15 protein-coding genes are annotated in these 11,668 nt (G+C 70.1%); 13 read left to right on the forward strand and 2 right to left on the reverse strand.

Annotated elements, in window-relative coordinates; translation table 11 throughout:
• Positions 1–9 precede the first annotated feature (9 nt).
• The 7 genes from hpnC to U5O44_RS07940 are packed head-to-tail and all read left to right on the forward strand — an operon-like array spanning position 10 to position 5,386.
• Entirely contained in the window at positions 10–828 is an 819-nt protein-coding gene (gene hpnC, locus U5O44_RS07910; RefSeq protein ID WP_322587888.1) for a squalene synthase HpnC, read from the forward strand.
• Positions 829–858: 30 nt separating this feature from the next.
• Complete coding sequence (hpnD, locus tag U5O44_RS07915; RefSeq protein ID WP_322587889.1) at positions 859–1,704, forward strand: presqualene diphosphate synthase HpnD; 846 nt, start codon at positions 859–861, stop codon at positions 1,702–1,704.
• A 52-nt stretch (positions 1,705–1,756) separates the two neighbouring features.
• Complete coding sequence (locus U5O44_RS07920) at positions 1,757–2,083, forward strand: helix-turn-helix domain-containing protein (RefSeq protein ID WP_322587890.1); 327 nt, start codon at positions 1,757–1,759, stop codon at positions 2,081–2,083.
• On the forward strand, positions 2,080–3,309 hold the full coding sequence (locus tag U5O44_RS07925; protein WP_322587891.1) for a type II toxin-antitoxin system HipA family toxin: 1,230 nt from the start codon (positions 2,080–2,082) through the stop codon (positions 3,307–3,309). Before U5O44_RS07920 ends, U5O44_RS07925 begins: the two co-directional genes overlap by 4 nt.
• Positions 3,306–4,583, forward strand: a complete 1,278-nt coding sequence (gene hpnE / locus U5O44_RS07930; protein WP_322587892.1) for a hydroxysqualene dehydroxylase HpnE — start codon at positions 3,306–3,308, stop codon at positions 4,581–4,583. Before U5O44_RS07925 ends, hpnE begins: the two co-directional genes overlap by 4 nt.
• A 30-nt stretch (positions 4,584–4,613) precedes the next feature.
• On the forward strand, positions 4,614–4,892 hold the full coding sequence (locus tag U5O44_RS07935; protein ID WP_322587893.1) for a type II toxin-antitoxin system TacA family antitoxin: 279 nt from the start codon (positions 4,614–4,616) through the stop codon (positions 4,890–4,892).
• Positions 4,877–5,386, forward strand: coding sequence for a GNAT family N-acetyltransferase (locus U5O44_RS07940; protein WP_322587894.1), 510 nt, complete (start codon positions 4,877–4,879; stop codon positions 5,384–5,386). Before U5O44_RS07935 ends, U5O44_RS07940 begins: the two co-directional genes overlap by 16 nt.
• A 153-nt stretch (positions 5,387–5,539) precedes the next feature.
• Here U5O44_RS07940 and U5O44_RS07945 read toward each other — a convergent pair whose 3' ends face one another.
• Positions 5,540–6,124 (reverse strand): superoxide dismutase, encoded by a 585-nt coding sequence (locus tag U5O44_RS07945; RefSeq protein WP_322587895.1) that lies wholly within the window; start codon positions 6,122–6,124, stop codon positions 5,540–5,542.
• A gap of 71 nt (positions 6,125–6,195) precedes the next feature.
• Complete coding sequence (xseA, locus tag U5O44_RS07950; RefSeq protein ID WP_322587896.1) at positions 6,196–7,428, reverse strand: exodeoxyribonuclease VII large subunit; 1,233 nt, start codon at positions 7,426–7,428, stop codon at positions 6,196–6,198.
• 244 nt (positions 7,429–7,672) lie between these two features.
• Here xseA and U5O44_RS07955 point away from each other — a divergent pair, with 244 nt between their 5' ends.
• The 6 genes from U5O44_RS07955 to adk all read left to right on the forward strand — a co-directional run bounded on the left by U5O44_RS07955 (position 7,673) and on the right by adk (position 11,656).
• Positions 7,673–8,299 (forward strand): MotA/TolQ/ExbB proton channel family protein, encoded by a 627-nt coding sequence (locus U5O44_RS07955; protein ID WP_322587897.1) that lies wholly within the window; start codon positions 7,673–7,675, stop codon positions 8,297–8,299.
• 21 nt (positions 8,300–8,320) lie between these two features.
• A complete protein-coding gene (locus U5O44_RS07960) occupies positions 8,321–8,752 on the forward strand; it encodes an ExbD/TolR family protein (protein ID WP_322588490.1) in 432 nt (143 codons plus the stop codon).
• A gap of 4 nt (positions 8,753–8,756) precedes the next feature.
• Positions 8,757–9,791 (forward strand): tetraacyldisaccharide 4'-kinase, encoded by a 1,035-nt coding sequence (gene lpxK, locus U5O44_RS07965; protein ID WP_322587898.1) that lies wholly within the window; start codon positions 8,757–8,759, stop codon positions 9,789–9,791.
• An 11-nt stretch (positions 9,792–9,802) separates the two neighbouring features.
• Positions 9,803–10,021 (forward strand): Trm112 family protein, encoded by a 219-nt coding sequence (locus U5O44_RS07970; RefSeq protein ID WP_322587899.1) that lies wholly within the window; start codon positions 9,803–9,805, stop codon positions 10,019–10,021.
• Positions 10,022–10,023: 2 nt separating this feature from the next.
• Positions 10,024–10,794: a 3-deoxy-manno-octulosonate cytidylyltransferase gene (kdsB, locus tag U5O44_RS07975; protein WP_322588491.1), complete on the forward strand. Its 771-nt coding sequence runs from the start codon at positions 10,024–10,026 to the stop codon at positions 10,792–10,794.
• 208 nt (positions 10,795–11,002) lie between these two features.
• The gene (gene adk, locus U5O44_RS07980; RefSeq protein WP_322587900.1) at positions 11,003–11,656 is read left to right on the forward strand and encodes an adenylate kinase; all 654 of its coding nucleotides are present in this window, start codon (positions 11,003–11,005) and stop codon (positions 11,654–11,656) included.
• Positions 11,657–11,668 lie beyond the last annotated feature (12 nt).

Raw genomic sequence — 11,668 nt, forward strand, 5'->3', positions numbered from 1 at the left:
GGACCCACCATGAGCGTCGACCACTACGAAAACTTCCCCGTCGCCTCGGTGCTGTGCCCGCCGGCGCTGCGCCCGGCCGTGACGGCGATCTACTGGTTCGCCCGCACGGCCGACGACATCGCCGACGAGGGCGACGCGACGCCCGAGCAGCGCCGGGCCGACCTCGACGCCTACCGCGAAGACCTGCGCAGCGTCGCCCGCGGCCATGCGCCAACGCCACGCTGGGAAGGCGTCTTCGTGCCGCTGGCCGCCATGTTCCGCAGGCACCACCTGCCCTTGCCGCTGCTGGAGGCGCTGCTCTCCGCCTTCGAGCAGGACACGCACCAGCGCCGCTACCCGGACCGCACCGCGCTGCTCGACTACTGCCGGCGCTCGGCCAACCCGGTCGGGCGGCTGCTGCTGCACCTCTACGGTGTGCGCGACCTCGACTCGCTGACGCAGTCGGACGCGATCTGCACCGCGCTGCAGCTCATCAACTTCTGGCAAGACCTGAGCGTCGACCTGCCCCGCGACCGGCTGTACGTGCCGCTGACCGACTGCGCGGACGTGGGCGTGACGGTGCCGGACCTGATGCGCCAGCGCGACACCGGAGCCACGCGGGCACTGGTGGAGAAGGAGGTCCGCTGGGCGCGTGAGCTGATGCTGTCCGGCGCACCGCTGGCCACCCGGTTGCCCGGGCGCGCAGGCTGGGAGCTGCGGCTGGTGGTGCAAGGCGGCTTGCGCATCCTCGACAAGATCGAGGCGATGCATTTCGAGACGCTGCAGCGGCGACCAAAGGTCGGTTTGCTGGATGCGCCGGGGCTGGTGTGGGGCGCCATGCGCATGTGAGCGGCGCGTTCGCTGAGACAATCCCGCCCCATGACCACCTCGCCCGCGCAATACGTCCAGGAGAAGGCCGCCAGCAGCGGCTCCAGCTTCTATTACGCTTTCCTGTTCCTGCCCCCGGAACGCCGGGCCGCGATCACCGCGTTCTATGCGTTCTGCCGCGAGGTCGATGACGTGGTGGACGAGACGAGCGATGTCGGTGTGGCCGCGACCAAGCTGGCGTGGTGGCGCGCGGAAGTCGCCAAGGCCTTCGCCGGCCAGCCCTCGCAGCACCCGGTGCTGCAGGCGCTGATGCCGCACGCGCCGCTCTACCAGATCACCGCCGCGCACCTGCACGCCGTGATCGACGGCTGCGAGATGGACCTGCAGCAAAGCCGCTACCTCGACTTCCCCGGCCTGCAGCGCTACTGCCACCTCGTCGCTGGCATCGTCGGCGAGGTCGCGGCCCGCATCTTCGGCCAGACCGATCCGCAGACCACCGCCTACGCCCACAAGATGGGCCTGGCCTTCCAGCTCACCAACATCATCCGCGACGTGGGCGACGACGCGCGGCGCGGGCGGATCTACCTGCCGGTGAACGAGCTGAAGCAGTTCGACGTGAAGGCCAACGAAATCCTGAACCGCGGCTACAGCGAGCGTTTCACCGCGCTGATGCAGTTCCAGACCGAACGCGCCCACCGCACCTACGACGAAGCCCTCGCCTTGCTGCCCGACGCCGACCGCCGCGCGCAGAAACCGGGGCTGATGATGGCCAACATCTACCGCACATTGCTGCGCGAGATCGAGGCGAACCAGTTCCAGGTGCTGCACCAGCGCATCTCGCTGACGCCGGTGCGCAAGCTCTGGATCGCGATGCGGACGAACTGGCGCGGGCGGTGATGGCCAAGACAGTGATCACCAAACCGATCACTGCGGCTTAAAATCCGGGTTCATGTTCAATATTCTGGACTTTGGCCTCGCCTCTTCTGACGAAATCTGCCAGACCCTGGGGCATCGCCTCAAGGGTGTGCGGCTGACGCGGGGCTGGACGCAAGCCGAACTGGCGCGCCGGGCCGGGGTGTCGCGGGGCACCATCGTGACGCTCGAAGGCCATGGTCAGACGACCCTGGCCTCACTGGTGCGGGTGGTGCAGGTGCTGGGTCTGGAAAACGAGCTGCAATCGCTGTTCGTGCAACCGCCCCCTCGCTCCATCGCCGAGCTGGAGCGCCGCGCAGCCCCCCGTCAACGCGCCCCTCGCCAGCGACCGCCTCGGCCATGATCCGCAAAGTCCTGGTGCATTACGTCGGCTGGGGTGAGCGGTGGCGGCTGGGCACGCTGGCCCACGACGGACGTGATCTCCTGTTCGAGTATTCGGCCGATGCCTTGCGACAAGGTCTGGAGCTGTCACCGCGCCACCTGCCGCTGCGACCGGGTGTCTTCAGCGGATTCCCCGGGCATCAGCAGCACCTGCCGGGCCTCATCGCCGATGCGCTGCCCGATGGCTGGGGGCTGTTGGTGATGGACCGGCTGTTTCGCCAGAACGGCGTGAACCCGGCCATGGTCTCGCCGCTGGACCGCCTGAGCTTCCTCGGCGAGCGGACGCTGGGCGCGCTGACGTTCGAGCCGGCGCAGCCCCAGTCGAACACCCCGGACGACCTGCGGCTGCTCGACCTGGCGCGTGAGGCCCGTGCGGTGGTGCATGACCGGGACAGCGTGGCCTTGCGCCAACTGGCACTGCTGGGCGGCTCCCCGCAAGGCGCCCGGCCCAAGGTGCTGGTCCACCACGACCCGCGCACGTCCGACATCAGCACAGCGCCCTTCCCGGGCAGCCAGCCGTGGCTGGTCAAGTTCCAGGCGCGCAGCGAGCACAAGGAGGTCTGTGCGCTGGAAGACGCCTATGCGCAACTGGCGCGGGACGCAGGTCTGGACATGCCCGACACCCGCAGCTTCGACCTCGACACGCGCCTCGGGGCGTTTGGCATTGCCCGCTTCGATGTGGAGGCCGGGCTGCGCGTGCCGGTGCATACGCTGGCGGGGGCGCTGCAGGTGGATTTCCGGCTGCCGTCCGCCGTCGATTACACGACGCTGCTGCGGGCCACCCGGCTGTTCACGCGGGACGAGCGCGAGGTGTGCAAGGCCTACGAACGGGCGGTGTTCAATGTCGTGTTCCACAACCGCGACGACCATGCGAAGAACATCTCCTTCCGGCTCGGGCGGGATCGGCACTGGCGGCTGGCGCCGTGCTACGACCTGACGTTCTGTGAAGGACCGGGGGGCGAACACCAGATGGACGTGTGCGGCGAGGGTCGGGACATCACCCGCCGCCACCTGCTGACGCTGGCCGGTCAAGGTGGCGTGGACCGAGGCTGGGCGGCGGCCGTGGTAGACCGGATGGTCGATCTGGGCGGGCGTTTCACGGCCATCGCCGCCGGTCGCGCCATCAGGACGACCACGCTCAAGCGCGTGCGCAGCGCCATCGACGCCAATCGGCTGAGGCTGGCATGAGCACGGCCACCACCTCCACGGCGGTGATCGGCGCGGGCTGGGCCGGGCTGGCGGCGGCGGTGGCCGCGGTCGAGGCGGACGAGCGCGTCACGCTGTTCGAGATGGCGCCGCAAGCCGGTGGCCGCGCCCGCAGCCTTGCCGCCGAGCCGGGTGGCCTGCGGCTGGACAACGGCCAGCACATCCTGATCGGCGCCTACACCGCGACGCTCAGCCTGATGCAGCGCGTGGGTGTCGATCCCGAGGCGGTGCTGCTGCGCACGCCGCTGGCGCTGCTGGACCAGGACGGCGTCGGGCTGCGGTTGCCGAAGGGGCACCCGGTCATCGCGTTCACGCGGGCGGTGTGGGCGATGCGGCACTGGTCGCTACGCGAGCGGCTGGCCTTGAGCCATGCGGCGGCGGGCTGGATGCTGCGGCGCTTTCGTTGCGATGCGGCGCTGACGGTGGCGCAACTGACGGCCGGATTGCCGGCGCGGGTGCGGGCCGAGATCGTCGATCCGCTGTGCGTAGCGGCGCTGAACACGCCTGCCGACGCCGCGAGCGCCACGGTGTTCCTGCGCGTGCTGCACGACGCGCTGTTTGCCGGGCCGGGGGCGAGCGACCTGCTGATTCCGCGCAGGCCGCTGGCGGAGCTGCTGCCTGAGCCGGCGCTGCGCTGGCTGGCGCGGCACGGCGCGACGCTGCGCATCGGGCAGCGGGTGCAGCGGCTGGAGGCGCGGACGGACGGCGCGGGCTGGACGGTGGACGGCGCGGCGTTCGACCGCGTGGTGCTCGCCTGCAGCGCCAGCGAGGCGGCGCGGCTGACCCGCGACATTGCGCCGGCGTGGTCGGCCAGCGCGGCGGCGTTCGGGTATGAGCCGATCGTCACCGGCTATGTGCAGGCGGCCAATGCGCGACTCGCCGCCCCGATGGTGGCGCTCGCCGAGGGTCCGCAGGCGCCGGCACAGTTCGCGTTCGACCACGGCGCGCTGGGCATGACGCCGGGGCTGTTCGCGTTCGTGGTGAGCGGCGCGGCGCCGTGGGTCGCGCAAGGAATGGACGCGACTGGCGCCGCCTTGCTGGCACAGGCGCGGGCGGTGCTGCGCGGCGAAGGGGCCGCCGACGCCGTGCTGGTGAAGCTGGTGGCGGAGAAGCGGGCGACGTTTCGCTGCGTGCCGGGGCTACAGCGGCCCGCCGCCCGAGTGGCAGACAAGCTGAGCGCGGCGGGGGACTATGTTGACGGACCGTATCCCGCGACGATCGAAGGGGCGGTGCGCAGCGTACGTTCAATGTACTAACATTGCGCACCACCTCCCGGGACTCGCTCCATGACCACCGCCACCCGCTCCGCCCGCCTTGGCCTGCGCGCCACGCCCGACCAGGAAGCCGTGCTGCGCCGCGCCGCCGAGGTGGCGCACAAGTCGTTGACCGAGTTCATCCTGGACAGCGCCTGTCGCGCAGCAGAGCAGACGCTGCTCGACCAGCGGCTGTTCATCGCGTCTCCCGCGCAAGGCCAGGCCCTGCTCGATCTGCTGGACCAGGCCCCGGCCGACAACCCCGGCCTGCGTGCGCTGTTTGCCCGCAAGGCGCCATGGGAAACCGCGTGACGCTGTCGGCCCCGCAGCCGCTCGGTGCGGCACACGGGCTGGACGATTTCCACTGCGGCCAGCCCACGCTTGATGACTGGCTGGTTCGCCACGCCCGCCAGGCACAGGCCAGCGGCTCGGCGCGCACCTTTGTCGTCACGACGGACGCTGGTGCAGTGGTGGGCTACTTCGCACTCACCGTCGGACAGATCGACACGCTGGAAGCCCCCGAGCGCATACGGCAAGGCATGGGGCGCTATCCGCTGCCGGTCGTGGTGCTGGCCCGACTGGCGGTGGACCAGCGGTCGCAGGGGCTGGGCGTTGGGGTCGGGCTGCTGAAGGACGCCATCCGGCGCACGCTGCTCATCGCCGATCAAGCCGGCATCCGGGCGATGCTGACCCACCCGATCGACGCACCTGCTGCAGCGTTCTACCGCCGCTTCGGGTTTGTCGATTCGCCGCTGGGGGCGCCGCAGATGCTGTTGCTGCTCAAGGATGCGCGGCGGGTGGTCTGAACGCCGCGTCGCTCCCTCGTGTCGCTCGAATCGCCTCCCCTCACGGCAGGCGGAATGTTCAATCAGAAAAGCAACCAGAAAAGCAAAAAGCCGACCCACAGGCCGGCTTCCATCCCACGAGGGCGAACCCTCAGTGGCACAGTGGATTCAGGTTCAGGCGAAGTTCGCTTCCGCGAACGACCAGTTCACCAGGCTGTTCAGGAAGGTCTCGACGAACTTCGGACGCAGGTTGCGGTAGTCCACGTAGTAGGCGTGCTCCCACACGTCGATGCACAGCAGGGCCTTGTCGCCGGTCGTCAGCGGGGTGCCGGCAGCGCCCATGTTGACGATGTCCACCGAGCCGTCGGCCTTCTTCACCAGCCACGTCCAGCCGGAGCCGAAGTTGCCCACGGCGGAGGCCTGGAACGCCTTCTTGAACTCGTCGACCGAGCCCCACTTGGCGTTGATCGCGTCGGCCAGCGCGCCGGTCGGGGCGCCGCCGCCGTTCGGGCTCAGGCAGTTCCAGAAGAAGGTGTGGTTCCAGACCTGCGCGGCGTTGTTGTAGACGCCGCCGGCCGGAGCCTTCTTGACGATGGCTTCCAGGTCGAGGTCGGCGTAGTCCGTGCCCTTGATCAGGTTGTTGAGGTTGGTGACATACGCCTGGTGGTGCTTGGCGTAGTGGTATTCGAAGGTTTCCTTCGACATGTGCGGGGCCAGGGCGTCCATCGCGAACGGCAGTGCGGGCAGGGTGTGTTCCATGTGCTTCCTCGTGTGCAGCGACCAGGGGCGGTCGAAGTGAAAAACGGCTGGGCGGATTGTAGGCAAGGCGCTCAATCCGCGCTCGGATGGGGCTGGTTCGGCTCGATGGCGGTGACCGTGGTCTGCACCCGGCCGTCGCGCAGCACCGCCGTCAGCGCCGCACCCGGCTGCACCTGCCCGACCGAGACCAGCGCGCGGCCAGTGTCGTCGGTGACCCAGGCGTAGCCGCGCTGCAGCACACGCGCCGGGTCCAGCGCCTGCAGCCGCGCGGCCAGCAGGTCGAGCCGCTGGCCACGCCGCTGCAGCGTCTGCGGTAGCGCGGCGGCGTGGCGCTGGGCGAGCAGGGCCAGTCGCTGCTGGTGCTGGCGCAGCGCATCGGTCGGCCGCGACAGGCGCAGGCCGGCGCGGTCCAGACGCTGCACCTCGCGGTCCAGACGGCGCTGCAGGCCCTGGCGCAACTGCCGGTCACGCTGCGCCAGCGTCTCCAGACACGCTGCCCGCTCGGGCGCGGCCAGCTCGGCCGCCGCAGTCGGTGTCGGCGCGCGCAGGTCGGCGGCAAAGTCGGCCAGCGTGAAATCCGTTTCATGGCCCACGCCGCACACCACCGGCACCGGCGACGCCTCGATCGCCCGCACCACCGCCTCGTCGTTGAACGCCCACAGGTCTTCCAGCGAGCCGCCGCCCCGGCAGACGATCAGCGCGTCGACTTCGCCCCGCTGCCCGGCCTCGGTGATGGCCCGCACCAGCAGCGGCGGCGCCTCGGTCCCCTGCACGGGCGCCGGGTAGACGATCACCTCGACATGCGGCGCACGGCGGCGCAGCGCGGTCACCACGTCGTGCAGCGCCGCCGCCGCCAGCGAGGTGACGACGCCGAGGCGGCGCGGGAAGGCCGGCAACGGGCGCTTGCGGTCGGCATCGAACAGCCCTTCGGCTTCAAGGCGGGCCTTCAGGCGCAGGAATTGCTCCATCAGCGCGCCCTCGCCCGCCGGGCGCATCGCCTCGACGATCATCTGCAGCTCGCCGCGCGGCTCGTAGACCGCCAGCTTGCCCCGCAGCTCGACCGCCTGCCCGTCGCGCGGCGAGAAATCGAGGTACCCGGCCGCCCGCCGGAACATCGCGCAGCGCAGGCCTGCGCTGCCGTCCGGCGCGCGCAGATTGAAGTAGCAGTGGCCGCTGGCCGCCCGCGTGAACCCGGCCAGCTCGCCCCGCACGGCCACGGCGCCGAAGCGCGTCTGCAGCGTGTCACCAATGGCTTGCACCAGCAGGGCCACATCCCAGACCCGGGCGCCGTTTGCAGTGTTCATGCGGAATTCAAAACTTCACGGTTGATTAAAAAACAGGCAATCCAACAAAACATCTGCCCTGACAAGCACTTGGCGCCGCTGTCCTCAGCTTTTCCCCAACCTTATCCACAGCCACCGGGGAGAAACTGGAGTCCTTGTCCCGCACTGGCAGAAGGTTGACGCCGGCGCCTTGAGGCCATAATCATCGGCACTGCGCCGCGCCGCGCTCGGCTGCGGATGTCCACCTCACACCGGGGAACGACCCTTGTTTTCGATCATACAAGCCGCTGGCTGGCCGATCTGGCCGCTGATCCTGTGCTCCATCGCCGCTCTGGCCATCATCATCGAGCGCTTCATGAGCCTGCGCGCCGCCAAGGTCGCACCGCCCAAGCTGCTCGACGAAGTGCTCGCGGTCACCCGCAGCAGCCTGCCCTCGGCGGACGTGGTCGACAAGCTGCACGGCAATTCGGTGCTCGGCACCGTGCTGGCGGGCGGCATCCGCGCTGCGATGGCCGACCCGCGCTGCGACGAGACCCAGCTGCGCAACGCCTTCGAGAACGCAGGCCGCATCGCCACCCATCGGCTGGAGCGCTACCTCAACGCGCTCGGCACGATCGCCTCGGCCGCGCCGCTGCTGGGCCTGCTGGGCACGGTGGTCGGCATGATCGAGATCTTCGGCGCCCAGTCGCCCACCACGGGCAGCAATCCGGAAGCCCTTGCGCACGGCATCTCGGTGGCGCTCTACAACACCGCGTTCGGCCTGATCGTGGCGATCCCGGCACTGATGTTCTACCGCTATTTCCGCGGGCAAGTGGACGAGTTCGTGCTGACGCTGGAGCAGGCGGCCGAGCGGCTGCTGCCGCAGCTGCTGTCGCGCACGCCGCGCCGCTGAGCCGGGAGTCGCACGATGGCCATGAACTTCCGCCACCGCCGCCCCGAGGAACCGGAGATCAACCTGATCCCGTTCATCGACGTGCTGCTGGTGGTGCTCATCTTCCTGATGCTCACCACGACCTACGCCAAATACACGCAGCTCAAGATCACGCTGCCGGTGGCCGAGTCGAACCGGATCGACAGCCAGCCGCGCGAGATCGTGGTCGGCGTGTCCTCGGACGGGGTCTACACGATCAACAAGCTGCCGGTGGAGGGCGTGGGCATCGAGGTGCTGACCAATGCGCTGACCGTCGCGGCGCAGGGCGACGTCAACCGGACGGTGATCGTGTCGGCCGACGCAATGGCGGCGCACCAGAGCGTCATCAACGTCATGGACGCGGCGCGCCGCGCCGGGCTGGTGCAACTCACCTTTGCCACCCAGAGCGCCCGCAGCGGCGGCAAGGGTCCGTGAACCGGTGACCGCAGCGGCGCGGCTAGAGGCGGTCTGGCGCGAGGGCGGGCCGGCGCAGTGGGCGCTGCGGCCGCTCGGGGCGCTGCACGCGGCCCTGGTCGGGCTGCGGCGCTGGCAGTACCGACAGGGCTGGAAGCACACGGTCCGGCTGCCCTGCCCCGTCATCGTCGTCGGCAACCGCGTCGCGGGCGGCGCCGGCAAGACACCGACCACGCTCGCCCTGATCGGCGCGCTGCAGCAGGCCGGCTGGCGCCCCGGCATCGTCTCGCGGGGACACGGCAGCCGGGAATCCGGCCCGCGTCCGGTCGGTCCGGACGCGCAGGCGGTCGCCGTGGGCGACGAGCCGCTGCTGATGCAGCGCCGCACGGGCGTGCCGGTCTGGGTCGGCCGCGACCGCGCCGCCGCCGCGCACGCGCTGCTGGCGGCCCATCCCGAGGTGAACGTGCTGGTCTGCGATGACGGGCTGCAGCACCTGCGGCTGGGCCGCGACATCGAGGTCGTGGTGTTCGACGAACGCGGGGCGGGCAATGGCTGGCTGCTGCCGGCGGGGCCGCTGCGCGAGCCGATCGACGCGCCCGCCTCTGCACCCCACCAGTTCACCCTGTACAACGCGGCGCGTCCCAGCACCGCCCTGCCCGGCGACTGTGCGACACGGCAGCTCGCCGGAGCGGTCGACCTCGCCGGCTGGTGGTCTGGCGCGCCCGCCACGCCCGCACAGCTTGCGGCGCTGCGCGGTCGGCAGTTGCTCGCCAGCGCGGGCATCGGGCAGCCGCAGCGCTTCTTCGACGCGCTGCGCACCGCCGGCCTGACCCTCGACACCCTCGCGCTGGACGACCACCACGACCACGCCCGCCTGCCCTGGCCAGACAGCGTCACCGAGGTGGTCGTGACCGAGAAGGACGCCGTCAAGCTCGCCCCGCAGCGCGTGGCCGCCGAGCGTCCGGGGCTGCGCGTGTGGGTCGTGCCGCTGGTGCTGGGACTGCCGCCGGTGTTCATCCGGCGCGTGCTGGACGCGCTCGGCCCCGCGCCGGCAAGGTAGCATCACGCCCCATGGACACCCGCCTGATGCAACTGCTCGTCTGCCCGCTCTGCAAGGGGCCGCTCAACCATGACCACGCCACGCATGAACTGGTCTGCCCGGCCGACCGGCTGGCGTTTCCGATCCGCGACGGCATGGCCGTGATGCTCGAAAGCGAAGCGCGCACGGTCGATCCGGATGCCCCGCCGCCGTCGCCACTGCCCTTCCCCGCCGACACCGCTGCGCCATGACGATGGACTGCACCGTCCTCATCCCGGCACGACTCTCGTCGACGCGCCTGCCGGGCAAGCCGCTGGCGGACCTGGGCGGTCTGCCGATGATCGTGCGCGTGGCGCAGCGCTGCGCCACCGCTGGTGCGCGGGACGTGGTGGTCGCCACCGACGCACCCGAAGTGGTCGCGGCCTGTGCGGCGCACGGCGTGCGCGTGGTGCTGACCCGCGCCGACCACGCCACCGGCAGCGACCGGCTGGCCGAAGCCTGCGCACTGCTCGGGCTCGACGGCAATGACCTCGTCGTCAACGTGCAGGGCGACGAGCCGCTGATCGACGTGGCGCTGATCGCCGCCTGTGTGCAAGGTCTCCTGCAACAGCCGGACTGCGTCATGAGCACGGCCGCGCACGCCATCGACAGTGTCGAGGAGTTCGTCAACCCAAACGTCGTCAAGGTGGTCTGCGACGCGGTGGGGGGCGCGCTGTACTTCTCGCGCGCGCCGCTGCCGTGGTGGCGCGATGGCAATGCGGACGGCATCACCGCGCTGCCGACCGATCCCGCCCCGCTGCGCCACATCGGCATCTACGGCTACCGCGCCGGGTTCCTGCGCCGTTTCCCCACGCTCAGCGCCAGCCCGGTGGAGCAGGTCGAGTCGCTGGAGCAGTTGCGGGTGCTGTGGCATGGCGAGCGCATCGCGGTGCATGTCAGCGACACCCGGCCCGGCCCCGGCGTGGACACGCCGGACGACCTCGAACGGGTGCGCCGCCACTTCGACACCGTCGCGACGGGCTGAATACCCCAGATTCCGCGCCAGCAAAACCCTGGGCAGACCCTGACGTTCGACCGACACGACGCACCCCGTCGAGTCAGTTTCAACTCAGGGGAGGCATGGTATTCTCAAAACGAACCTCAGAATTCGCAGTACCTTTCACGCTTTCACGACAGCTTTAGGCATCACGCCATCAGCATCACCTGCTGACAGACAGAGACCGAGGAGATCCATGAGACTGATCCTGTTGGGCGCCCCCGGCGCCGGCAAAGGCACGCAAGCGGCCTTCATCTGCCAGAAATACGGCATTCCCCAGATCTCCACCGGCGACATGCTGCGCGCAGCCGTCAAGGCGGGCACGGAGATGGGCCTGGCGGCCAAGAAGGTGATGGACGCGGGCGGCCTCGTCGGCGACGACATCATCATCGGCCTGGTCAAGGAACGCATCACGCAGCCCGACTGCGCCAGCGGCTTCCTGTTCGACGGCTTCCCCCGCACCATCCCGCAGGCGGACGCGATGAAGGCTGCGGGCGTCAAGCTCGACTACGTGCTGGAAATCGACGTGCCGGATGCGTCCATCATCCAGCGCATGAGCGGCCGCCGTGTCCATGTGGCCTCGGGCCGCACCTACCACGTCGTCTTCAACCCGCCCAAGGTCGAAGGCAAGGACGACGTGACCGGCGAAGACCTGATCCAGCGCGCCGATGACGCCGAAGACACCGTGCGCAAGCGCCTGGAGGTCTACCAGAGCCAGACCCGTCCGCTGGTCGACTACTACTCGCAGTGGGCCGCCACCGGCGACGCCGCCGCCCCCCAGTACCGTGCCATCAGCGGCACGGGCACGGTCGACGAGATCACGGCCCGCGCGTTCGCCGCACTGGGCTGACACGGTGGAACA

The sequence above is a fragment of the Sphaerotilus sp. genome, assembly GCF_034519685.1.
Classification (GTDB): domain Bacteria; phylum Pseudomonadota; class Gammaproteobacteria; order Burkholderiales; family Burkholderiaceae_C; genus Sphaerotilus.

Excerpts from the sequence above, each read along its gene's own strand:
- hpnC (WP_322587888.1), top strand. The coding sequence starts at position 10 with ATGAGCGTCGACCACTACGAAAACTTCCCCGTCGCCTCGGTGCTGTGC.
- hpnD (WP_322587889.1), top strand. The coding sequence starts at position 859 with ATGACCACCTCGCCCGCGCAATACGTCCAGGAGAAGGCCGCCAGCAGC.
- U5O44_RS07920 (WP_322587890.1), top strand. The coding sequence starts at position 1,757 with ATGTTCAATATTCTGGACTTTGGCCTCGCCTCTTCTGACGAAATCTGC.
- U5O44_RS07925 (WP_322587891.1), top strand. The coding sequence starts at position 2,080 with ATGATCCGCAAAGTCCTGGTGCATTACGTCGGCTGGGGTGAGCGGTGG.
- hpnE (WP_322587892.1), top strand. The coding sequence starts at position 3,306 with ATGAGCACGGCCACCACCTCCACGGCGGTGATCGGCGCGGGCTGGGCC.
- U5O44_RS07935 (WP_322587893.1), top strand. The coding sequence starts at position 4,614 with ATGACCACCGCCACCCGCTCCGCCCGCCTTGGCCTGCGCGCCACGCCC.
- U5O44_RS07940 (WP_322587894.1), top strand. The coding sequence starts at position 4,877 with ATGGGAAACCGCGTGACGCTGTCGGCCCCGCAGCCGCTCGGTGCGGCA.
- U5O44_RS07945 (WP_322587895.1), bottom strand. The coding sequence starts at position 6,124 with ATGGAACACACCCTGCCCGCACTGCCGTTCGCGATGGACGCCCTGGCC.
- xseA (WP_322587896.1), bottom strand. The coding sequence starts at position 7,428 with ATGAACACTGCAAACGGCGCCCGGGTCTGGGATGTGGCCCTGCTGGTG.
- U5O44_RS07960 (WP_322588490.1), top strand. The coding sequence starts at position 8,321 with ATGAACTTCCGCCACCGCCGCCCCGAGGAACCGGAGATCAACCTGATC.
- U5O44_RS07970 (WP_322587899.1), top strand. The coding sequence starts at position 9,803 with ATGGACACCCGCCTGATGCAACTGCTCGTCTGCCCGCTCTGCAAGGGG.
- kdsB (WP_322588491.1), top strand. The coding sequence starts at position 10,024 with ATGGACTGCACCGTCCTCATCCCGGCACGACTCTCGTCGACGCGCCTG.
- adk (WP_322587900.1), top strand. The coding sequence starts at position 11,003 with ATGAGACTGATCCTGTTGGGCGCCCCCGGCGCCGGCAAAGGCACGCAA.